Below are 21,889 nucleotides of genomic sequence, written 5' to 3' on the forward strand. Positions count from 1 at the left end.
TGAGCAATTTCTTAAGCCACGAAGCACAACAGGTGAATATCTTCCGGGTCCAGCGCAAATAAACGCGGGTCTGGCTCTGGCGCGATTTCAAAGCCGTGAGCCATATAAAAATCCACCGTATTCACCGAAGGCGTGGCCGAGGCATAGACCGCCTTTGCGCCCCACTTCACAGCCTGCTTCTTGGCCTGATCCAGCAGCCATACGCCCATCCCCTGCCCGCGCAAGGACTGGCTGACATGCAGAAAGAACAACTGACGCCACTCCCCCTGTGGTCCCAAGGGCAGGCTGTCCAGGCCGACGGCGGCCAGCAGGCTATCACCCTTGAATACGCCCATGAACCAGGAGCCTCGATGAAAAGCGTCCTCATGTTCCGGGTGATATTTCTCCGGGTCACCTTCCGGCCAACCCTGCAAATCAATATCAGCCGCTTGCTTGTGCAAGACGCCATCGCGCAGCTCGTACAAACCGTCAATCCGTTCACTACGGTCTATAGACCACAACAGATTCAGTTCGGTTTCTTTCAAAGGGCGCAGCGTCAAGCCTGGAGGTAAAGAGGGCATGGTAATCAAGGTGATGTATTTCGGGTTTGTAGAGGATTGAATCCGCCTCAACGCTCAACCAGGGAACTCGCCTGGCCAAGTCCCGCATGAAACTTGCCCCCTGAGTGAACGCGCCCGATTATAGGCGTACATCGCTCTGAATGCCTCGGCGAACAGGACGGCGCAAGACCGTAGCAGCTCGCAAATCGGGCTGTGGATCACGATCCTCTGCCTGCGCCAGCGTACTTAAAATCGAGCAGTCAGGCTGTTCATCACCCGGACAACAACCAATGGATGCTTCCAGCGCCAAGGCCATGTCCTGCATGTTTTTAATGCGGCTGCTCAGCTCAGTCAGATGCTGTTGCGCGACCCGCTTTACATCTGCACTCTGACGCGACGGGTCGTGCCACAGGCTCAGCAAATCACCAATGGCTACCATGGAAAATCCCAGATCGCGAGCACGTCTTATAAAGCGCAAGCGCTCCACATCTTTTCGGCTATACGTCCGGTAACCCGCAGCAGTGCGCTCGGTTTCCGGGATAAGGCCAATCTGCTCGTAATAACGAATCATTTTGGCCGACACTTTGGATACCTTGGAGGCTTCACCAATATTCATCTTGCTCCCCTTGCTCAATGAAAGGACTCGAAAGTCGGGTGTCAGTGATGGCAAAAGGTGGCAGGCCTTGTCCAAAGCCCCATCAGTCTTTTCTGCCTGCCCAGGCCTGTGTTGCCAGCACTGACAACACACAGTGTGAAGATTCCCACGGTAGGAAGGTCAAGCGCCCGCGTGGCCCAAGCCTCCGGCTCTAGAACGCTATGGCGTAAAAAATACATCCACATGCAAATCCTGCACTTTCAAACCGCGCTTGAGCACCATGCCCATCGTGGCATCCACCATGGATGGCGAGCCCGCCACATAAACCTTCCAACCGCTTAAATCAGGCTGATCGTGGCCAACGATATCGGTGACAAGCCCCCGGCGATAGTGAGTGGCCGGTATCCCGGAGATGACAGGAGTAAAAGCCAGATTGGGGTATTGGCGCTCCAGCGCCCGGAAGTCATCAATAGCATATAAATCCCGCAGTTCGCGCGCTCCAAAATACACATGAATGGGCTGGCTCATGCCACAGGCCAACGCCGTTTCAACAATCGATTTGATAGGGGCCAGGCCCGTGCCTCCCGCAATGCACAAGATAGGGCCGCCATGTCCCTCGCGCAGATAGGAGGAGCCGCGAGGCACGTCCAGGCTGAGCTTCTCGCCCGGCTGAAGCACGGTGTGCACATACGAAGACGTCACCCCACGGGGAACACGGCGTATGTGAAACTCCAGCTCGGGTGCACCAGGGCGGTTGGCCATGGAGTAACTGCGCACGGGCGCCTGTCCGAATTTGATATCCGCGTACTGACCGGCAAAAAACATCAGAGGCTCAGGCTCATCCAGACGGATACGCACAAGGCGCACATCGTGCGTCAGTTCTCGCAACTCGGACACCGTGCCGGTCACGCTACGCGAGGGTGCCAGCCCCCGTACATCATCCGTGCCAATCCAGTCTACGGTCACATCACTTAAGGGGATCGCCCTGCAGGCCAGAATCAGACCGCGGGCTTGCTGCTCCTCGGTCAGGGCAAAGCGGGAGTGCTCCAGCCGGTCAATTTGCCCATCAACCAGCCGGGTTTTACAGCCCCCACAACGTCCCAGACGACAGCCATGCGGATAGGCCAGGCCGCTTTGCAAGGCGGCCTGCAAAATGTTTTGCCCCTCCTGAGCGGCGATCTGCTGACCGGTCTGACGGATAAGAATTGTTTTGCTGCTCATTGCTGCCCCCTTCACGTATAGCCCCACGGGCCACGCATTGCTCTCAGTTCCCGCCCGGTTCTGGTTGACCAATAGGGATCTGGCTGTCTCATTCTTGTATTTGACATGGCGACTCCACACAAAGTTGTTGTTTAACGACACAAAAGGCTTATTTCTCAATGCCTTGTGAACAAGCTAAAGCTTCCAACGATTGGAGAGTCAACACCTTCAACAAGGTGTGCAGACAAACCTTGACCTTCCAATCGTTGTAATGCCTAGCCTTGGCTAACAACTTTGCACAGACGCTTCGGAAGGGCCGAAGCCCTGCTGCAAGAAAGGGATACAGCCATGCGTCGAACATTCAAATTTGCTTTAGCGGCAAGCGCCATCGCCGCCATCGGAACCGCCTACGCTGCCCGCGATGGTTCCGATCATAAAGACAAGGCAGCAGAACCGCCACCAGAAGCCGCCAGTGCACCCGCAGGCCCCAGCGTGCCTGTTGCTCAAGTTCTGGAGCGCAGCATTCTTCCCTCTACGGATTTCACCGGATTTCTTGCCGCCCCTCAATCGGTAGAACTACGTTCGCGCGTAAGTGGAGCGGTCGAAGCGGTCAGCGTCCCGGAAGGCAGTCTGGTACGTAAAGGGGAGGCTTTATTTCATATAGACCCGCGCCCCTTTCAAGTGGCTCTGGATACAGCCACAGCGCAATTACGTCAGTCCGAGGTTCTGGCCAAACAAGCGCAAGACGATCTGAACCGGGTACAGAAACTGGTCGAGACCGGCGCCGTTTCCCGCAAGCAATACGATGATGCACTGGCCATACGCAACGCCCAGCAAGCCCAGGTCCAGGTTGCCAAAGCAGCGGTCGCCGCCGCGCAGCTGGACCTGTCCTACACCCATATCCGCTCGCCCATCTCGGGTCGGGTAGACCGGGTCCTGGTCACGGCAGGCAATCTGGTCAATGGCGGCGCCACTGATCAGGCCAGCCTGTTGACCACCATCGTCTCCACAGACCCTTTGTATGCGTACTTCGACATAGACGAAGCCACCTACCTGAAAGCCATCCGCCAGACCCGCCCCGAAAAGGATGACAACACCTCCGGGCTACCCGTTTCCGTTGGACTGGCAACAGATCAGAGCTTCCCATATCAGGGGACACTGGACTTTGTGGGAAACCAGATTGATCGCAGCACCGGAACCGTACGGGCGCGCGCAGTCATTCCCAATCCCGACGGCATGCTGGCCCCCGGTTTGTTTGCACGCGTCAGACTGGCTACAGGGGCAGAACAGGCCGCTATCTTGATTGACGATCAGGCCTTGGGCACTGATCAAGGGAAAAGATATGTACTGGTTGTAGACCAGAACAATCAAGCCCAATACCGCGTGGTCGAACCTGGACCGATGGTCGATGGTTTACGTGTCATTAAAAGCGGTCTGCAAGCCGGTGAAAAAGTCATCATCAAAGGCTTGGTACGCCCCGGCATAAGCATCACTGCCCGCCTCGTTCCCATGCAGGCGAGCAGTGAAACAGCAAGCGCTGCGGTCCACCCCGCGGAGGCCCAGCCATGAAGTTCCCTCACTTTTTCATCGCCCGGCCCATCTTTGCCATCGTGCTGTCCTTGCTGATGCTGATCGCCGGTTCCATGGCCTTCTGGCAACTGCCGCTAAGCGAATATCCGGCAGTCACGCCCCCTACCGTGCAGGTAACGGCCAAGTATCCAGGTGCCAATCCAGAAGTCATTGCCGACACGGTGGCCGCGCCGCTGGAACAAGCTATCAACGGCGTGGAGAACATGCTGTACATGAACTCCCAAATGGCGACCGACGGCCAGATGGTCCTGACCATCGCCTTCAAGCAGGGAACGGATGCCGACATGGCACAGATCCAGGTGCAGAACCGGGTTTCTCGCGCCCTGCCTCGTCTGCCCGAGGAGGTTCAACGCATCGGCGTTGTCACCCAGAAAACCTCGCCAGATGTGCTGATGGTGGTTCATCTGGTCTCCCCGGAAAAACGCTACGACTCGCTGTATCTGTCCAACTTTGCCATCCGGCAGGTACGAGACGAACTGGCCCGCCTTCCTGGGGTGGGTGATGTGCTGGTTTGGGGAGCCGGTGAATACTCCATGCGCATCTGGCTGGACCCGTCCAGCGTGGCAACACGTGGGCTGACAGCCAGCGACATCGTGGCGGCCTTGCGCGAACAGAACGTGCAGGTCGCTGCCGGTTCGGTGGGGCAACAGCCCAATACGGACTCGGCCTTTCAAGTCACCGTCAATACCGTGGGGCGCCTGTCCACGGAAGAACAGTTTGGTGAGATTGTGGTCAAGACGGGCGAGGACGGACAAGTGACCCGTCTGCGCGATGTAGCCCGAGTCTCTTTGGGGGCCGATGGCTACACACTGCGCAGTTTGCTTAATGGCGAATCCGCCCCTGCCCTGCAAATCATTCAAAGCCCAGGTGCCAATGCCATTGATGTCTCCAATGCGGTACGCGCCAAGATGCAGGAACTGCAAGGCGGTTTTCCGCAAGACATTGAATACCGCATCGCCTATGACCCGACAGTGTTCGTTCGGGCCTCCTTGCAATCCGTGGCCATCACCTTGCTGGAAGCCGTCTTGCTGGTGGTGATTGTGGTTGTCCTGTTTCTGCAAACCTGGCGTGCTTCCATCATCCCACTGGTCGCCGTGCCAGTGTCCCTGGTGGGCACCTTCGCCTTGATGCATATATTTGGTTTCTCCCTGAACACGCTCTCGCTGTTCGGGCTGGTCTTGTCCATCGGCATCGTGGTTGACGATGCCATTGTGGTGGTAGAGAACGTGGAACGGCACATGGCGCTGGGCGAGTCGCCCAAGCAAGCGGCCTTCAAAGCCATGGATGAAGTAACCGGCCCGATTATTGCCATCACATCCGTTTTGGCAGCGGTCTTTATCCCCTCCGCGTTTCTATCCGGACTGCAAGGCGAGTTTTATCGACAGTTCGCCCTGACGATCGTGATTTCCACCATTTTGTCGGCCATCAACTCCTTGACCCTGTCGCCCGCGCTGGCCGCCATCCTGCTAAAACCCCATCACAGCAAGACACGTCCAGACTGGCTGACACGGCTGATCGATACCCTGTTTGGCGGATTCTTCCGCCTCTTTAACCGCTTCTTTGACCGCGCTGCCGGCTCTTACGTAGGGACAGTGCGCCGTGCAGTCCGTGGCAGTGCGATTGTTCTGGTGTTGTATGTCGGCTTTGTGGGTCTGACCTGGCTGGGTTTTCACCAAGTACCCAACGGCTTTGTGCCCGCTCAGGACAAGTACTTTCTGGTGGGCATCGCTCAGCTTCCTAGCGGAGCCTCACTGGACCGCACCGAAACGGTGGTCAAGCAGATGTCGAACATTGCCCTGTCCGAGCCGGGCGTGGAAAGTGTGGTCGCGTTTCCAGGCCTGTCCGTCAACGGGCCGGTCAATGTTCCCAATTCCGCTCTGATGTTTGCCATGCTCAAGCCTTTTGACGAACGTCAGGACCCCTCGCTTTCTGCCAACGCCATCGCCGGCAAGCTGATGGGCAAGTTCAGCCAGATCCCTGACGGATTTTTGGGGATTTTCCCACCGCCACCTGTCCCCGGACTAGGCGCCATGGGTGGCTTCAAACTGCAAATTGAAGACAGAGATGGTTTGGGCTTCGAAGCTCTGGTGCAGGCACAAGGGCAAATCATGGCCAAAGCCATGCAGGCCCCGGAGCTGGCCAATATGCTGGCCAGTTTCCAAACGAATGCGCCCCAGCTGGATGTGGAGATTGATCGGGTCAAAGCCAAGACCCTGGGCGTCTCCATGACAGACGTATTCGAGACCTTGCAGATCAACCTGGGATCGCTGTATGTCAACGACTTCAACCGCTTCGGGCGCACTTACCGCGTCATGGCACAGGCTGACGCGCCATTTCGCGCCCAGGCTCAAGATATTGGTCTGCTGAAAGTACGCAGTAATAAAGGCGACATGATTCCCTTGAACGCCTTTATCACCCTGACCGAAGGCTCCGGCCCCGACCGGGTGATCCGTTACAACGGCTTTCCTTCCGCCGACATCAGTGGCGGCCCAGCCCCTGGCTACTCGTCGGGACAGGCCACAGACGCTATCGAAAAAATCCTTAGGGAAACCTTGCCCGAAGGCATGGTCTACGAATGGACAGACCTGGTCTATCAGGAAAAGCAGGCCGGCAACTCCGCCCTGTACATATTCCCTCTGGCCGTCCTGCTGGCCTTCCTGATTCTGGCCGCGCAATACAACAGCTGGTCCCTGCCCTTTGCCGTCTTGCTGATCGCCCCCATGGCCCTGCTCTCGGCCATAGGTGGTGTCTGGCTATCCGGTGGCGACAACAACATCTTCACGCAGATTGGTTTTGTAGTACTGGTCGGGCTGGCCGCCAAAAACGCCATTCTGATTGTGGAGTTTGCCCGCACGCAGGAAGAGGCGGGAGCTGACCCATTAACGGCCGTCCTGGAGGCCGCCCGGCTACGGCTGCGCCCCATCTTGATGACCTCTCTGGCCTTTATCGCTGGCGTGGTTCCCCTGATGCTGGCCAGTGGAGCAGGTGCAGAAATGCGCCACGCCATGGGGGTGGCCGTGTTCGCCGGCATGTTGGGCGTCACCCTGTTCGGCCTGCTACTGACCCCTGTGTTCTACGTGCTGGTGCGCAAACTGGCACTGCGCCGCCAACAGCGCCGGGCCCCTGACCGCAACGACCAGCAACACGCATGAAGCCAAGGACAAGCATGAACATGATTTTCCCCTCTCTGCCCCGCGTTCGACGCCTCAGCCCCCTTGCCCTGGCATTGATACTGACAGGCTGTACGCTGGCTCCCAAGTACGAGCGGCCGGAAGCCCCTATCGAGGCCACGTATCCCGCTTCCCCCCTTATGACCGAAGAGGCTAGCTCTGCTGCAGTCATCGCTGCAGAAATAGGCTGGCGCGACTTCTTCCGCGACCCGCTACTACAGCAACTGATAGAAATTTCACTGGCAAACAACCGCGACTTTCGTACAGCGGCCTTAAATGTCGAAGCGGCACAGGCGCTGTATCGCATTCAACGCGCCAAACTGCTACCAGAGCTGGAGGCGGCCGCCAGCGGTGCCTCCGAGCGACTTCCCGCCGACCTAAATCCAACTGGCACCAGCCAGCTTAATCGTCGCTACGAGGTGGGCGGTGTCAGCACAGCCTGGGAGCTGGATCTATGGGGCCGCATCCGCAGTCTGAACGAACAGGCACTGGCCCACTATCTGGCCCTGGATGAAACTCGCGTAGCGGCCCAAACCAGCCTGATCACCGAGCTGGCCAATACCTATCTGACGTTGCGGGCCGACCAGGAGCTACTACGCCTGAGCAGCGACACGCTGGCAACGCAACAGCGCTCCTACGAATTAAGTCGCCAGTTAAAGGAACTGGGCCATGCCACCCAACTGGACCTGCGCCGCGCGGAAGTCGCCCTGCGACAGGCAGAATCCAGCTATGCCGCCTATAGCCGCCAGGCAGCCCTGGATCGCAACGCTCTGGTCCTGCTGTTGGGACAAGCACTCAGCGCTGATCTATCCAGACAGCTGGATGAGGCGGTTACGCTGCCCGATCAGATCCTTGTGGCGGATCTACCTGGCGGCCTGCCCTCCGACCTGCTGGTACGCCGACCCGACATTCGGGCTGCCGAGCAAACCCTTCGAGGCGCCAACGCCCATATTGGCGCAGCACGAGCTGCTTTTCTTCCTACCATCAGCCTGACTGGGTCCATCGGAACCGCCAGCGCTTCACTGGAAGGTCTGTTCGACTCGGGTACACGGGCCTGGAGCTTTTTTCCCAGCATTAATCTGCCCATTTTCAAGGGCGGTGCCCTGCTGGCAAATCTGGATGTCGCCCATGTGCGCAAACGGATAGAAATCGCCCAGTATGAAAAAACCATTCAGGTCGCTTTCCGGGAAGTTGCGGACGGGCTGGAAAGCAAAAGCCTGCTGGACCAGCAGATCCAATCCGAGAAGCTGGCGGTCACGGCCAGCCTTGAGGCTCAAACCCTGGCCGAGCAACGCTTTCAGGAAGGTATGGACGACTACTTGAGCGTTCTGGATGCACATCGCAGCCTGTACAGCAGCCAGCAAACACTGGTCAGAACGCGCCTGGCACGACTGAGCAATCTGATTGACCTGTACAAGGCTTTGGGGGGTGGGTGGAAGGAGTACACAAACTCGGCGGATCACAACACTTGAACCTCGCTTTTGTGCCCGAGGCAGGACGGCATGTGCATGGCGTGCATGGATGGACCTCCCACTCTGGCCCTGACACTGCTCTAGCAGTGCCAGGGCAGCACGGTTGATCTTAACGATTCCGACGGGCCCGCTCCTGCACGACGTTACTTTCCAGCATCAATGCCGCCCGGCTAGTAACCCGATCCAGCATGCTGCTCAGGGCCGACAGTTCTGCTGCACTCAAATCCTGAAAGATCTCCTCGTTCAAGGACGCAACAACCGGCATGACCTCCTCATAACGCTGCACTCCCAACTCCGTCACCGAGACATGCACAATGCGCGTGTCTTTGGTATCGCGCGTACGCTTTAGCAAACCTTTCTCGCACAAAGTACTGACCGCTCGTGAGCAACGAGCGGTATCCAATGCTGCCGCCTCGGCCAAAGCCGTGCCTGTCAAAGCAGGATGCATGTTGGCAATCGCCAGAATGCGCCATTCACGGCGAGTGATATTGAAACGCCCCTCGCATAAGCGAATAAAAATCGGATTACTGGCAGACCAGGCTCGATACAGCTGGAACATCATCATGGCCGGCAGCGTAAGGGGCGCCGCACTGCCTGCAGTGCTTGCCAAGGCAGGGGAAGGCTTGGGGGAGCTGACCATGGGATGACCTTTAACCTTGAAGATACTTGATTAGAACAACTATCAGCCCCCTTGGTAAGCTGCGGTAAAAACTGATGGAAATCAAAAAAAAGGAGACAAATCATGGCCCTGAACCGCCTTCGCGCCACGGTAACAAGCTGTCTGCTGTCAGGACTGCTGTTCACTGGTTTATCCCACGCAGCAAGCCCCGTTGAAACCCTGACTGTCGTTGTGCCCTATGCGCCCGGAGGCGCGTCTGACCGGGCCGCACGCATTGTGTCGGACGGTCTGCACAAGAAACTGGGTATTCCCATTGTGGTCGAGAACAAGACCGGCGCCGGGGGCCGAATTGCCGCCCAGTATGTCAAAAGTACGGCGGCAGACAAAAATGTGCTGATCCTGGCCAACCCCGCCGTCATGGTCGTCGCTCCCCTGGTTTTCAATGACATCCCCTACAAACCCGACACCGACTTCCAGGCCGTTTCCATGGTGACTGAATACGGTTTTGGGGTAGCGGTGTCGGCAGACAGCGACATTCAAACCATGGGCCAACTGATTGCCTGGGCCAAAGAGCATCCCGGTGCCTTCAATATTGGCGTCCCGGCCACTGGCAGCCTGCCGCACTTTTTCGGCTTGATGCTATCCCAGCAAATTGGCTCCAAGGGCGAGATCATCGGCTATCGCGGTTCGGCCCCAGTCATTACAGACTTGATCGGCGGCGTACTGCCCTTGGCTATCGATACGCTGGATGTACTGACGTCTCAGCACCAGGGCAAGCGCATCCGCACTCTGGCCACCTCGGGCAGCGAACGAGAGACCACCCTGCCAGACGTACTTACCTTGAAACAGTCCGGTGTAGACCTGGAAGCCTCAGGCTGGAACGCCTTCTTTGCCCCGGCTTCCATGCCTGCCGACAAAGTCGCCTTCCTGGGCACGGCCATTAAAGAAGTCACCCGCGACCCGGCGCTGCAAGAAACACTGCTGAAAAATGAATTGATTCCCGTATCTGCCGATGCAGAAGAAACCCGCGTCCGCATTGAACAATTCCGCCAGCAATGGGCTCCGGTTATTCAGGCTTCCGGCTTCAAAGTCACGCAATAAACCAGCAACACAGACAACATGACACAACGCAAGAACGTCCTGTTCATCATGGCCGATCAACTGCGGGCTGATCACCTGGCCTGCTACGGCCACCCTCATATTCGTACCCCCCATCTGGATGCTTTGGCCGCCAAGGGGGTGCGCTTTGATCGCGCTTTCGTCAATTCCGGCGTCTGCGGCCCATCCCGCATGAGCTACTACACGGGTCGCTACCCGTCGACGCACGGAGCCACCTGGAACCGCGTGCCCTTGTCGGTAGGCGAAGTCACCATGGGCGAGTATTTGCGCGCCGGTGGGCATAAACTGGTATTGGCGGGCAAGACCCACATCATGGTCGACCACAAGGGGCTGGAACGACTGGCTCTGGATGGTGGCAGCGAAATGGCCCGCCTGCTTAAAACAGGGGGGTTTGAAGAGATAGACCGCTACGACGGCCACCACGAACCGGGAGAAGAAAGCGGCTACCCGGCTTACCTGCGGCGTCATGGTTATGAATCCGACGACCCATGGACAGACTTTGTCATCTCTGCGCACGGGCCCGATGGGCAGCCAGTCAGTGGCTGGCACATGCGCAATGCTTGCTACCCGTCCCTGGTAGAGGAAAAGCACTCGGAAACGGCCTATATGACGGACCAGGCCCTGTCCTTCATGGAGCGCATGGGGGATGAACCTTGGGTGATGCACCTGAGCTACGTCAAACCACACTGGCCCTATATCGCTCCTGCGCCCTACCACGATATGTATAGCGCCGAGCAATGCCTGCCCGTAGTGCGCAATGAGGCCGAATTAAGCAATGCGCATCCGATCGTAGAGGCCTACCGCCAGCAAGAGGAATGCGTCAGTTTCGCCAGCGAAACCTGCATCAACACGGTCAGACCCGCCTACCAGGGCCTTATTACCCAATTGGACGACCACCTGGGCCGCTTGTTCGACTTCATGTCCCGCAATGGCCTGATGGACAACACCCTGATCATCTTCACGGCCGACCATGGGGATTTCCTGGGCGATCATTGGCTGGGCGAGAAAGAGCTGTTCTACGACACCGTGCAGCGTGTACCTTTCATCGTCTACGACCCGTCACCGGAGGCGAATGCTACGCGGGGAACAGTCGATAACAGAATGGTCGAAGCCGTGGATGTGCTACCCACCATGCTCTCGTGGCTGGGCCTGCCGCTGGCTTCCCACCGCCTTGAGGGACGAGACTTGCTGCCCCTGCTACATGGCACCCAGCCACCTTGGCGCGACTGCGTGTTTTCCGAACTGGATTACAGCTATCGCCTGGCCCGCGTGATACGCGATAAATCACCATCCAATGCCAGAGCCTGGTCCCTGCGCAGTGACCGCTGGCGCTATGTGTATTGGCTGGACGAGCCTGAGCAGCTCTACGACCTGCATGCCGATCCTGAGCAGTTCAACGACCTGGGCCAATCTCCAGACCACGAAGACGTACGGGTTGAATGTCGGGAGCGCTTGCTGCAGTGGTTCACAAGCCTGAAACGCCGAACGACCGTGACGGATGAAGAAGTAGAGCGCGGTACCAATGCGTATAAAAAAGCAGGGGTATTTTTCGGGCAGTGGTAAGCCCAGGAGCAGAAAGGGCAAGCGTGTAGCATCAAGCGCTTGCCCCCTTCCTAGTCCGGGTTCTTCGGACCGCGGCGCTTGGGCAAGATGGTGGGCGTATCGTCATGTGGCTTGAACAAATACGGACTCTTGTCGGGTTCCGGGTTCGGAGAACCATCAAACTGCGTGGCTTTATGGTCTACCGGCCGCCTTCGCTCCTTGTCTTTGCCGCGTTCATTTACTTCCTTCAGGTCTTCCTGCACCCGCCCGGCAATATCCACTTGGGATTCGCTGCTGGGCTCCGGTGCTTTGGCTTGATTCGAGCCTTCGGTGTTGCCTTTGCGTGTGGGACTCATGCTGACTCTCCAAAGATCAGGTTGCGCAGACAGGCTCCAGCAAACAGTGTGCCTGGTAGCCTTCATGGCTGCCCCCAAGCTGAAAACCTGCCAAGCAAGGCCGTCAATCAACCGCCTTGGACGGATGTGGACTAAGGTTTGGCCTGACTGTGACCTTCATTGGCACGAGCCAGAAAGATCCGTATCAACTCCGGTGAGTGCTCTTCCAGCCAACGAGCCATCGCGCGCTCTTGCTCCAGGATTTGATGGCACACCATCGCCGTCTCCGTATCGCCCACAAAATCAGCGGCCTCCTTGAGCTGGCTGTAGGCCGCAATTTCCAGGTTTTCGAAGGCAAAGCTGAACATCGTGCCTTTCACCACCTCATCAGAGGCAAAGATCCCGGAAAAGCCCTGAAACGCTGCCATAACTTTCCCGCCCAGGTCTTTGAGCAAGGACGTATCCCCACCGCGCCGCTCTATGCATTCGCGCACCAGCCCCTGCTGTGTCTGAGTTTCCTTGATATGTTGCTGAATGCGCTGATGCAACTCCGGGTAGTTCTCCACCCGCGAGAGCATGCTGTTCAGCATCGTCTCAGCCTGTTCTTCCATTGCATGCGCGTCTCGAAGCCAGTCCATCAAGTGTTTGTCCGCGCGTGATTTATTGGTATCCATGACATTCTCCTGTCGGTTTACCTTGCCGCAACTGCGACAAGCAACTGATACCCAGCATATGGCGTTCCCAAGGTGCCAGCGCCCCGCGCACACCTTGAAAAACACCAAACAGCTACCTGCTTCCTCTTGAATCAGCCCCCACACATCTCGGACCGAAAAATTGAAGCCAGGCAATCACACACGGCAAGCAAAACACTTAAATAATCGACATTAGAAAGGCGCCCAGCCCCGCCAAAAGCACAACCAACGCCGGCGGTACACGCCCCACCGTCAACAAGCCAAACAAGAGCAAGGCCAAGCCAAAATCCGCCTTGTCATGAATGGCACTGGTCCATACCGGGTCATACAGCGCGGCCCCCAGGATGCCGACCACCCCTGCATTAATCCCTGCCATCGCCGTGCGCACACCAGCCCGATGTCGCAGCCCTTCCCAAAAAGGCAGGACGCCAATCAGAATCAAGAACGCCGGGATAAAAATCAGTGCCAACAGCGCCATGCCACCCAGCCAGCCTTGCAAAGGCCATTGAGCCATCGCCCCGATATAAGCCGCGAAGGTAAACAGTGGGCCCGGCACTGCTTGCGCTGCTCCATAACCCACCATCAAGTCCGCATTGCTGACCATTCCTGTCGGTACGACAGAGGCCTGCAAGAGCGGCAACACAACATGCCCCCCACCAAAGACCAGTGCCCCAGATCGGTACACCCCCTCAAGTAACTGAACAATCGATGAGCCTGTTGCCGCAGCCCACACGGGCAAAACAAGCAAGAGCCCGACAAAAGCCACTAGGGCAGCCATCCCTACCCTGCGAGACACCGGAAACGAATGAGCCTGAGCCACTCCTGCTTGAGCAAAGTCCAATTTCCTCCATGCGATCAAACCTGTCACCGCAATGGCCAGAACCTGCCCAAAGGCCGAGGGCAAGGCCAGACTTAACAAAGCAGCCACCATCGCCAATGCAGCACGAGATCGATCAGGACATAAGGACCGGGCCATTCCCAACACCGCCTGGGCCACAATTGCTACCGCCACAATCTTGAGCCCATGTACCCACGCAGACTCTGCAATCCCCTGCTGTCCCGCCAATCCCATGGCAAACAAAATCAATGCAATGGCCGATGGCAAGGTAAAGCCGGTCCAGGCTGCCAGCAAACCCATCCACCCGGCACGCCCCAGCCCCAGCGCCATCCCGACCTGGCTGCTGGCCGGGCCCGGCAAGAACTGACACAGGGCAAGCAGATCGGAGTAGCTGCGATCATCCAGCCAGCGACGGCGCTCTACGAACTCGGTACGGAAATAACCCAGGTGCGCGATCGGGCCGCCAAACGAAGTCAGCCCGAGTTTCAGGAAGGCCCAGAAGACCTCCAGCGGGCTGCCTGGCCTATCCGACACCTGCCTCTGCACTTCTGCCGGTACTGATGTGGGTGTCTGTGTCTGTGTCTGTGTCTGCACAGGTTCGTTCGAATTATTCATTGCTGCCTGTTCCCCCCCTTGATCAACATCCGGCACACGTCATCTGCACCACCTGTTTTTACTGCTGATTAGTTTTCTGCTTACCGCCGATAGACAAGCTACAGACACCTTAGCCTGGCAACATATGAATACTGTGATGTAGAACGTCAGAACCGTCCTCATCACGCGCTATTTCGACCCACCCAGCCCTGCCTCCCAGCACTCGCTCAGATAGCTTACAAACGTGGAAATCCGCGCCGATAAAGCCGTATTGCGGTAGTACACCGCATTGATAGGCTGACACATCTCCAGCGTGCGTTTCGGGAACAACTGCACCAAACGTCCTGCCTCGCGATCCCGGTGCGTCATGAAGTCCGACAACGACACAATCCCCACGCCATCCAGCGCCAATTGCCGCAAGGTTTCCCCACTGGAAGCGGCAATACTTGGCTTGATATGCACCGGCATCCCGTCCTGCGCAGGCAAGGGCCATTCATTCAGAGATAGCGGCTGGGTAAAGCCCAGCAAAACATGATTATCCAGATCGGCCACGTCACGCGGATGACCGTGCTTTTCCAGATAAGCAGGTGAAGCCATCACGCGCAGACGCGTGTTGCCAATAGGTCGCGCATGCAAGGTAGAGTCCTTGAGCCGACCAATCCGAATAGCCACATCCGTGCGATGCTCCAGCAGATCAATCCATCCTTCATTACTGGTCAGCTCCAGGCTGACCTGCGGATAACGCTCCTTATAGCCGGGCACAATCGGCACCACGCAATGCAGAATAAAAGGCGAGGCCGCATCCACCCGCAAGCGCCCTACTGGCTGCTGCCGGCGTATGGCCAGATCCTCCTCCGCCTCCTCCACATGGGCCACAATGGATCGGGCTCGCTCCAGAAAAACCGCCCCTTCCTCCGTCAGTTCCAAGCGCCGTGTGGTACGCCGTAGCAAGGTGGTGTTGAGCTTCTCCTCCAGCCTGTTCAATGTGCGGCTGACCGCCGACACCGTCAGCCCCAGATGCTCGGCCGCCCGCGAGATGGCACCGGCATCCACCACGGCTATAAATGCCTGCATTTCATCCAGAGTTGTTTTCATTATTGACTTTAAATCAAATGTATTTCGACCAATATGGACTTTTTAGACTAAATCATCAAGAACACAATGGCATCTTCTGCAATGCTCCACGCAAGGATGCCATCATGCCTATAGCTCTACTGGCGCTGACCATCAGTGCCTTTGCCATCGGAACGACAGAGTTCGTGATCGTTGGCCTTCTCCCTACCATCGCGGCGGACCTGGCCGTCAGCCTGCCCTCCGCCGGGCTGCTGGTCAGCTTGTACGCCCTGGGCGTTGCCGTAGGTGCCCCCGTCCTGACCGCCCTGACCGGCAAGGTCCCCCGCAAAGCCTTGATGCTGGGCTTGATGGCCCTGTTCACCATCGGCAACCTGGTGGCCTGGCAAGCACCAGGTTATGAATCCCTGATCGTGGCCCGTATTCTGACCGGCCTGGCTCATGGCGTGTTCTTTTCCATTGGCTCCACCATTGCGGCCAGCCTGGTCCCCAAAGAAAAAGCCGCCAGCGCCATTGCCATCATGTTCACCGGCCTGACCGTTGCCCTGGTGACGGGCGTACCGCTGGGCACCTTTATCGGCCAGCAGTTCGGCTGGCGCACCACCTTCCTGGCTGTCTCAGCCCTGGGTGTGATCGCCTTCCTGGGTAGCCTGCTCTTTGTGCCCAAGAACGTAGTACACAGCAAACCGGCCACACTGCGTCAACAAATCCGCGTCTTCGCCCAACCACGACTGTTGCTGGTGTACGCAATGACAGCGGTGGGCTACGGCGGCTCTTTCATTGCCTTCACCTTTCTGGCGCCCATGCTGGAACAGATTACGGGCTTTTCCATTCACGCCGTGGGCGGCGTCATGCTGGCTTACGGGGTGTCAGTTGCCATCGGTAATCTGTGGGGTGGCAAGCTGGCCGATCAACGCGGCCCCATCCCCGCCCTGAAACTGATTTTCCTGCTGCTGGCCATCGTCCTGCTGGCCCTGACCTTTACCGCCCACAACCCTTGGTTGATGCTGGCAACCGTACTGGCCTGGGGTGGTGTGGCATTTGGCAACGTACCCGGACTGCAGATCTATGTTGTTAACCAGGCCCAACGCTTTGTCCCTGAAGCAGTCGATGTGGCCTCCGGCCTGAACATCGCCGCCTTCAATATCGGAATTGCAATCGGAGCCTGGGGTGGTGGCCTGATCGTCGCCAACGTCGGCCTGATTCATACCGCCTGGATCGGGGCCATCGTCGTCCTGCTGGCCCTGAGTCTAACCGTCTGGGCAGGCAAACTGGATCAGCGAGATCAAGAAGATCAACTGGACGTAAAGGCAAGGCCCCTGGCGGTTTGCTAAGCATCCAGCCCCAACAACGCAACAACCCAGCAATACTGCTGCACCAAAGCACCGAGCACGCTCCCGAAATCAGCACTGGAAGCGTTCCCCCATACGCATCAACGGGCGGCTCTTGCCAACCGTACAAATTTACTCAAATGGAGTTACCACTATGTCTATCCCACAAATCGGCCTCGGCACCTTCCGCCTGAAAGAACAAGCGGCCATTGATTCAGTACGCACCGCCCTGGACGTTGGCTACCGCGCCGTCGATACCGCCCAGATCTACGAGAACGAAGCTGAAGTTGGCCAAGCCATTGCCGAATCCGGAGTGCCTCGGGACCAACTGTTCATCACCACCAAGATCTGGATCGACGAGCTGTCTGCCGACAAACTGATCCCTAGCCTGAAAGCCAGCCTGGAGAAACTGCGCACCGACCACGTAGACCTGACCTTGATCCACTGGCCGTCGCCACAAGGCGCTGTGCCTTTAAAAGAGTCGCTCCAAACCTTGCTGCAAGCACGCGAACAAGGCCTGACCCGCCAGATTGGCGTGTCCAACTTCAACATCGCTCTGCTGGACGAAGCCATCAACGCCATTGGCGCAGAAAACATCGCCACCAACCAGGTAGAAATCAGCCCCTACCTGCAAAACGCCAAGCTGGCTGCCTTTGCACGGGAGAAAGGCGTGCACCTGACGTCCTACATGACCTTGGCTTACGGCAAGGCGGTGCAGGATACGGTGTTGCAGGAGATCGCAGCTAAACATGGAGCGACTGCGGCCCAAGTGGCACTGGCCTGGGCGATGCATCAAGGATTTTCGGTGATTCCTTCGTCGACCAAACGGGCGAATCTGGAAAGCAACCTGAAGGCTGGCGAGCTGAAGCTGGATGCGGAGGATTTGCAGAAGATTGCAGAGCTGGATCGCGGGGAGCGTTTAGTTGATCCTGAGGGTTTGGCGCCGGTTTGGGATTGAGGCCAAGGATTCAATAAGCCCAAAAGCAGACGACACGTCTACGGGCATGTCGTCTGCTTGCCTTCTACTGCAGTGAACCGTTTAGAAGCGTGTGCGTATACCCACACCAAACGTATCGCCACGCGACAAACCAGTCAGTTTGTCGCTGTAATACGCGGCATAAACATCCGTGCGCTTGGAAAGGTCATAGTCGTAACCCAAGGCCCAACTGTTGCGCTTGACGTCACTCGCCCCGCTGCTACGAGTATGACCATACGAAGCCAGCACCTTGCCGCCGCCCATGGGGACAGACACACCAAACTGCCCGCCCTTCATCGTGATGTCACCACTAGTGATGGTGTTCTTCACGTACTGAAACTGAGCAAAAACCTTGGCGAAATCAAAGTCATAAGCCATGCCTAACTGGCTTGCTCGCTGATGACGAAAGCCCACAATAATGTTTTCCAGATCATCCGCCTGATTGTCGAACTTGATCTGCTGATAGGCCAATGTCGCAGAGAAAGCACCATTGAAATACAGCGCATTGCCACCCCATTTATTGGAGCCAGACTTGTTAGGCTCGTTACTGAACCCGTAAATCAAGTTTGCCGTCAGGCCATTGAAGTCTGGCGTGGTGTACTTGACCGCATTGCTCCAGCCCGAATCGCCCAGCACGCCTTGGCCTTCCATCCCCAGATACGTGTGAAACACCGACGGGGAGAAAGTGTAGGAATCGCCAAACGGGTTAAACAAAATGGTGGAGACGAAATAAGGCGTAGTCAGCCGCCCCAACGTCAAGGTACCTGCATCATCACTTTGCAAACCCACATAAGCACTACGAGAAAACATGGGATCGCCATTGAACCGCCCCGCTTGGCCTGTCTCTGGCCGGAAGAACCCTTCCATGGCAAACACGGCGCGAACACCGTTGGACAACTCCTCCTGGCCTTTCAAGCCCCAGTAAGAGGTTGTCATCCCTCCCCCGCCTACCGTCCCTTCCCGCTTGTTGCCTCCTACAGGCTTATGTATACCTGCCCAGGCATCGACCAGACCGTACAGCTGCACATTGGATTGAGCGTGGGCAGTTGACCCTATTCCCAGCAAAGCGGCCAGCAGCCCGCCTGCCAATATCGGCATCTTTAGAACCATTGTGTCTCCGTTATCGTTTTCAGTATTGTGGTGATCCCCCTTCCCTTTTTCTAAGGGGGAGCCCTGACTGGGTGTCATCCACTTCGGCAGTACAAACAGGCAAAGCGAACAAACCCAATTTTTCTAGGGACTTTTAATTTTTACTGTCACTTACAAGTGGTTTGGAAAGATGCGGGTGATAACGGTTATTCCTGGGCCTGCTTTAAGAAGCACACACCTTGTACTGGCACTACCGCCTTTTTTGCCTGAATTTGTTGCTATTGAGAACTTTCTACATAGCCAAAGAGAGCGCAATAGACATAGGCGTAGATGCGCACCCGCTTGGGAAAGATAGATCGATAAGTTGAGCCTCAGGCCGGTTGTAGAGGTATTCCCTAACGTGACGCCTAGACTACAAAATCTTCCAAAGATTCGGCATGCGAACAAGGATTGAGCGTGCCAAGACCGGACTCAAACCAGCATAACTTGCCGCCTAAACCCCCAGTCGAAGAGTGGCCTGATGCCTACAGGAGAATGCTGATGTCCCTTACCTAAAGACGAGCGTTCTCTTCTTGCCTACTTGACCCTCTAAGGTCAGAAGCGGGAAAAAAATTTGCTAAATCCAAAAGTCATATTTTTTAAAAACAACAGAAATTTAAAATAAATGACAATTAATAATTAATAAATAAAAATAGAATTAAAATATATTAATATTTAATTATTAGCATACTAATAAAAAACAATAAAAAAAAGAAAAAAATGAATTAAAGCTGTTTCACATACCAATCCTTGTTTTTTAATAAAAAACAAACGAATAAACTAAAAATTACTCTTAATCAAAAGCAAGGAAATGGCGTGAAAAATAGAACCTCTATAGCATCATTGTTTTTTTTATTGCTGCAAAACCTGCTCTTTATCGCCCCAACACACGCCGCCAGCTCTTACTGGATGGGCACACAAACATTCCAACTGAACAGACTAAGCTCCTATCAGGAAACCTACGACCCAAGCAGGTTCGGCCACAACATCCCTCCCGGCTCTAGAATTACCCGTGTCGAAGTTGGCATGTCGGGAACTCAAGCCAACACCATCTCGGCCAACAACAAACTCTGCTGGAACAGCACTACAAACTGCGTCAGTTTTCTTGGCAAAGATCTGACCACTCGAGTTTTTAATGACCTCGATGCCAGCAAACCTTTCTACGTCATTTTTGATGTCAGAAGCTGGGGTAGCGGACGACCACCCATCTATGTCCCCACAACCGTGACCGTGTACTACTCGTACCCCTGATCTTCTCGGGGCTCCATAAACTCACTGGGGCCCCCACTTCTGGATGTGACCCATGCTTATCAACTCATCAACTCCCAAATTTGCTTTGGTTGGCACAAACGTCAATCAACAGCCGCCCAACGCAAGCACTACTACGACCAGCTTCCAAGCCGCTCTTGAATCAGCCTCGACACGAGTAACAATCTCATCCGCAGCTCAACAACAAGCTCAGGTCACCGAGCTTAAGCATGGCAGCTTTGCAATGCGCGACACCGTCAGCAAAATGGACGAAAGGGAATTTGGCGCTTTTCTGAAAGATATCGTGTATGAAGGAGGGCCCAAAAGACTAGCCCTGCACGAAATCATGGTTGATATCACCGACTGGCTAAAAGGTGGACCGATGTACTACTCAAATACACGGGAGCCGGTCACGGAAGAAAGCACCGCCTATTTCATGATGGCTGATGCCAAATACCAGGCGGAGAAAGTCGCCTTGTATGAGCTGGAACTAAGTAAGGGCACGCCGCTTATTGATATTTATGACAAGTTATCAGACTTGACATCCAAACAACCTGCACGGCTTTTGGGGATGAGGGGGTATCTGGTTAAGCCGACTTGATTCTGCCTATCCGGTTTGAAAGGCTACATGTTCTGATGAAGCCAACAGGGAGCTGTTCGCAGGCTCCCTTTTTAACTACACCTTTTGTTGCACTATCCTGGCATCGCAAGAGCGAGGATCACGACACATCGCCATACGTTTTGTTAGCCACGGCTTAGCCGCCCCATCAGCAACAATGCACTGCACAGTGAAATACTTGCGCACTACTATGCAGGTACATAAAAATACTTAAGCGGCACTAACTGCTTGGTAGCCATATCAGTATCCTGATAATTATCCATTAGTGCTCTGGCCAACTCTTCCAGAGTCCAAAGCATCAATGGCACATTAGCTCGATCAGCCTCATAATAGGCATCCTTAGTAAAGCCTCCGGTACTGACAAAGAGCCCTCTATCGTCCTTATGACGCCCTCCTAAGAAGCTACGTATTTGGGGGCTGGAAATACGGCCATTCCGATGCTTTACTTCAACGACGATACGAGGTTGTTGAAAACCGAATCCATCCGGGGATGCCAGAATATCCTTACCTCTGTCCGCACCAACTGAGGACACAGTCGTCTTATACCCCATCGCACGTAATATACCCGCGACCAGCTCTTGCATTTCCTCCCAACCCAAGCCATTGATCTGATCCTTGATCCGCTCAAACGCAATATCACTCAGACCTTTTAAAGGATCATCTAACTGCTCATCATCCAGCTTTTCAAGTACTGGATTAATGGTGCTTGGCTTTCCTGCGGCGAGAGCCAACAATTCCTGACGAGCAAAGTCAGGGACCTTGAATACAGTAAGGGTAGAGCCAAGACTGTTTTTACTAGCAATGCTCAGTAAGTCCCGATCAACCTCTTCTACCTTCCATTCAACAGCGCGAGTCAGTGCCATGCCATTTTCGGCACCACCTGGATTGTATTGCGATGGACTTTTGAACTTTCCAACTAAATACGTCCGTGTCGCTGGCGAATATGTCACCACGTCATCGTCTTCTTTCACCTCATTCACAAAACGAAAAACCTGAGAGGCTCCTGAAATAGCGGTACCCTCTTTGATCCCTGGCTCTCCTGCTAAATATGCATGAGTAAGGGCCTGACGAGAAACACCTGGCTTAGCCTGTTCAGCAATCTGAGACCACCCGATCGCCGCTATTTTTTGCTCGCGAAAATCGTCGTAAAGACGGCCAGCGTCTCCTCGAATCATCCACATGTTTTTCATAAAATTATGTGCCTCTTCAAT

General features: G+C 55.8%; 19 protein-coding genes. 9 read left to right on the top strand and 10 right to left on the bottom strand.

Features of this window, described 5'->3' with window-relative positions; all coding sequences use genetic code 11:
* Positions 1-11 precede the first annotated feature (11 nt).
* The 3 genes from MID00_RS05600 to MID00_RS05610 all read right to left on the bottom strand — a co-directional run bounded on the left by MID00_RS05600 (position 12) and on the right by MID00_RS05610 (position 2,355).
* Positions 12-560 carry a GNAT family N-acetyltransferase gene (locus MID00_RS05600; protein ID WP_250756663.1) on the bottom strand — a complete coding sequence of 183 codons (549 nt, stop codon included), beginning with the start codon at positions 558-560 and terminating at the stop codon, positions 12-14.
* 118 nt (positions 561-678) lie between these two features.
* Positions 679-1,155, bottom strand: a complete 477-nt coding sequence (gene cueR, locus MID00_RS05605; RefSeq protein ID WP_009463760.1) for a Cu(I)-responsive transcriptional regulator — start codon at positions 1,153-1,155, stop codon at positions 679-681.
* Between the two features lie 198 nt (positions 1,156-1,353).
* Positions 1,354-2,355, bottom strand: a complete 1,002-nt coding sequence (locus tag MID00_RS05610; protein ID WP_083054240.1) for a 2Fe-2S iron-sulfur cluster-binding protein — start codon at positions 2,353-2,355, stop codon at positions 1,354-1,356.
* 327 nt (positions 2,356-2,682) lie between these two features.
* Here MID00_RS05610 and MID00_RS05615 point away from each other — a divergent pair, with 327 nt between their 5' ends.
* From MID00_RS05615 to MID00_RS05625, 3 genes are read left to right on the top strand one after another with little or no spacing between them, the layout of a single operon-like run.
* The gene (locus MID00_RS05615; RefSeq protein WP_254499893.1) at positions 2,683-3,903 is read left to right on the top strand and encodes an efflux RND transporter periplasmic adaptor subunit; all 1,221 of its coding nucleotides are present in this window, start codon (positions 2,683-2,685) and stop codon (positions 3,901-3,903) included.
* Entirely contained in the window at positions 3,900-7,076 is a 3,177-nt protein-coding gene (locus tag MID00_RS05620) for an efflux RND transporter permease subunit (protein WP_254499895.1), read from the top strand. The genes MID00_RS05615 and MID00_RS05620 overlap by 4 nt, the downstream gene beginning before the upstream one ends.
* 14 nt (positions 7,077-7,090) lie before the next feature.
* Positions 7,091-8,566, top strand: a complete 1,476-nt coding sequence (locus MID00_RS05625; RefSeq protein WP_302329849.1) for an efflux transporter outer membrane subunit — start codon at positions 7,091-7,093, stop codon at positions 8,564-8,566.
* 109 nt (positions 8,567-8,675) lie between these two features.
* Here MID00_RS05625 and MID00_RS05630 read toward each other — a convergent pair whose 3' ends face one another.
* Positions 8,676-9,206, bottom strand: coding sequence for a MarR family winged helix-turn-helix transcriptional regulator (locus MID00_RS05630; RefSeq protein ID WP_254002629.1), 531 nt, complete (start codon positions 9,204-9,206; stop codon positions 8,676-8,678).
* A 102-nt stretch (positions 9,207-9,308) separates the two neighbouring features.
* Here MID00_RS05630 and MID00_RS05635 point away from each other — a divergent pair, with 102 nt between their 5' ends.
* Together MID00_RS05635 and MID00_RS05640 are read left to right on the top strand one after the other, a co-directional pair.
* Entirely contained in the window at positions 9,309-10,286 is a 978-nt protein-coding gene (locus MID00_RS05635; RefSeq protein ID WP_254499897.1) for a tripartite tricarboxylate transporter substrate-binding protein, read from the top strand.
* Positions 10,287-10,304: 18 nt separating this feature from the next.
* A complete protein-coding gene (locus MID00_RS05640; RefSeq protein WP_254499898.1) occupies positions 10,305-11,867 on the top strand; it encodes a sulfatase-like hydrolase/transferase in 1,563 nt (520 codons plus the stop codon).
* A gap of 50 nt (positions 11,868-11,917) precedes the next feature.
* On the opposite strand, the gene MID00_RS05645 is transcribed toward MID00_RS05640, so the two are convergent.
* The 4 genes from MID00_RS05645 to MID00_RS05660 all read right to left on the bottom strand — a co-directional run bounded on the left by MID00_RS05645 (position 11,918) and on the right by MID00_RS05660 (position 15,400).
* Positions 11,918-12,202: a hypothetical protein gene (locus MID00_RS05645; protein WP_009463740.1), complete on the bottom strand. Its 285-nt coding sequence runs from the start codon at positions 12,200-12,202 to the stop codon at positions 11,918-11,920.
* A gap of 131 nt (positions 12,203-12,333) precedes the next feature.
* Positions 12,334-12,855 carry a ferritin-like domain-containing protein gene (locus MID00_RS05650; protein ID WP_009463738.1) on the bottom strand — a complete coding sequence of 174 codons (522 nt, stop codon included), beginning with the start codon at positions 12,853-12,855 and terminating at the stop codon, positions 12,334-12,336.
* 196 nt (positions 12,856-13,051) lie between these two features.
* Entirely contained in the window at positions 13,052-14,326 is a 1,275-nt protein-coding gene (gene chrA / locus MID00_RS05655) for a chromate efflux transporter (protein WP_254499900.1), read from the bottom strand.
* Between the two features lie 168 nt (positions 14,327-14,494).
* Positions 14,495-15,400: a LysR family transcriptional regulator gene (locus MID00_RS05660; protein WP_254499902.1), complete on the bottom strand. Its 906-nt coding sequence runs from the start codon at positions 15,398-15,400 to the stop codon at positions 14,495-14,497.
* Between the two features lie 104 nt (positions 15,401-15,504).
* Between MID00_RS05660 and MID00_RS05665 the strand changes: the two genes are divergently transcribed.
* Together MID00_RS05665 and dkgB are read left to right on the top strand one after the other, a co-directional pair.
* Complete coding sequence (locus tag MID00_RS05665; RefSeq protein WP_254499903.1) at positions 15,505-16,710, top strand: MFS transporter; 1,206 nt, start codon at positions 15,505-15,507, stop codon at positions 16,708-16,710.
* A gap of 151 nt (positions 16,711-16,861) precedes the next feature.
* Positions 16,862-17,665 carry a 2,5-didehydrogluconate reductase DkgB gene (dkgB, locus tag MID00_RS05670; RefSeq protein ID WP_254499906.1) on the top strand — a complete coding sequence of 268 codons (804 nt, stop codon included), beginning with the start codon at positions 16,862-16,864 and terminating at the stop codon, positions 17,663-17,665.
* Positions 17,666-17,746: 81 nt separating this feature from the next.
* Here dkgB and MID00_RS05675 read toward each other — a convergent pair whose 3' ends face one another.
* The gene (locus MID00_RS05675; protein ID WP_226348180.1) at positions 17,747-18,781 is read right to left on the bottom strand and encodes a porin; all 1,035 of its coding nucleotides are present in this window, start codon (positions 18,779-18,781) and stop codon (positions 17,747-17,749) included.
* Between the two features lie 846 nt (positions 18,782-19,627).
* On the opposite strand from MID00_RS05675, the gene MID00_RS05680 reads away from it, so the two are divergent.
* Both MID00_RS05680 and MID00_RS05685 read left to right on the top strand, forming a co-directional pair.
* Positions 19,628-20,062, top strand: a complete 435-nt coding sequence (locus tag MID00_RS05680; RefSeq protein WP_254499908.1) for a hypothetical protein — start codon at positions 19,628-19,630, stop codon at positions 20,060-20,062.
* Between the two features lie 52 nt (positions 20,063-20,114).
* A complete protein-coding gene (locus MID00_RS05685) occupies positions 20,115-20,660 on the top strand; it encodes a hypothetical protein (RefSeq protein WP_035273628.1) in 546 nt (181 codons plus the stop codon).
* Positions 20,661-20,866: 206 nt separating this feature from the next.
* Here the strand turns inward: MID00_RS05685 and MID00_RS05690 are convergent, their stop codons facing one another.
* Positions 20,867-21,868, bottom strand: coding sequence for a restriction endonuclease (locus MID00_RS05690; RefSeq protein WP_254499909.1), 1,002 nt, complete (start codon positions 21,866-21,868; stop codon positions 20,867-20,869).
* Between the last annotated feature and the right edge of the window lie 21 nt (positions 21,869-21,889).

The sequence above is a fragment of the Alcaligenes sp. NLF5-7 genome (genome assembly GCF_024266725.1).
GTDB classification, from domain to species: Bacteria; Pseudomonadota; Gammaproteobacteria; order Burkholderiales; family Burkholderiaceae_B; genus Alcaligenes; species Alcaligenes phenolicus.

Coding starts and splice junctions, on each gene's coding strand:
- MID00_RS05600 (WP_250756663.1), bottom strand. CDS start 560: ATGCCCTCTTTACCTCCAGGCTTGACGCTGCGCCCTTTGAAAGAAACC.
- cueR (WP_009463760.1), bottom strand. CDS start 1,155: ATGAATATTGGTGAAGCCTCCAAGGTATCCAAAGTGTCGGCCAAAATG.
- MID00_RS05610 (WP_083054240.1), bottom strand. CDS start 2,355: ATGAGCAGCAAAACAATTCTTATCCGTCAGACCGGTCAGCAGATCGCC.
- MID00_RS05615 (WP_254499893.1), top strand. CDS start 2,683: ATGCGTCGAACATTCAAATTTGCTTTAGCGGCAAGCGCCATCGCCGCC.
- MID00_RS05620 (WP_254499895.1), top strand. CDS start 3,900: ATGAAGTTCCCTCACTTTTTCATCGCCCGGCCCATCTTTGCCATCGTG.
- MID00_RS05625 (WP_302329849.1), top strand. CDS start 7,091: ATGAACATGATTTTCCCCTCTCTGCCCCGCGTTCGACGCCTCAGCCCC.
- MID00_RS05630 (WP_254002629.1), bottom strand. CDS start 9,206: ATGGTCAGCTCCCCCAAGCCTTCCCCTGCCTTGGCAAGCACTGCAGGC.
- MID00_RS05635 (WP_254499897.1), top strand. CDS start 9,309: ATGGCCCTGAACCGCCTTCGCGCCACGGTAACAAGCTGTCTGCTGTCA.
- MID00_RS05640 (WP_254499898.1), top strand. CDS start 10,305: ATGACACAACGCAAGAACGTCCTGTTCATCATGGCCGATCAACTGCGG.
- MID00_RS05645 (WP_009463740.1), bottom strand. CDS start 12,202: ATGAGTCCCACACGCAAAGGCAACACCGAAGGCTCGAATCAAGCCAAA.
- MID00_RS05650 (WP_009463738.1), bottom strand. CDS start 12,855: ATGGATACCAATAAATCACGCGCGGACAAACACTTGATGGACTGGCTT.
- chrA (WP_254499900.1), bottom strand. CDS start 14,326: ATGAATAATTCGAACGAACCTGTGCAGACACAGACACAGACACAGACA.
- MID00_RS05660 (WP_254499902.1), bottom strand. CDS start 15,400: ATGAAAACAACTCTGGATGAAATGCAGGCATTTATAGCCGTGGTGGAT.
- MID00_RS05665 (WP_254499903.1), top strand. CDS start 15,505: ATGCCTATAGCTCTACTGGCGCTGACCATCAGTGCCTTTGCCATCGGA.
- dkgB (WP_254499906.1), top strand. CDS start 16,862: ATGTCTATCCCACAAATCGGCCTCGGCACCTTCCGCCTGAAAGAACAA.
- MID00_RS05675 (WP_226348180.1), bottom strand. CDS start 18,781: ATGCCGATATTGGCAGGCGGGCTGCTGGCCGCTTTGCTGGGAATAGGG.
- MID00_RS05685 (WP_035273628.1), top strand. CDS start 20,115: ATGCTTATCAACTCATCAACTCCCAAATTTGCTTTGGTTGGCACAAAC.
- MID00_RS05690 (WP_254499909.1), bottom strand. CDS start 21,868: ATGAAAAACATGTGGATGATTCGAGGAGACGCTGGCCGTCTTTACGAC.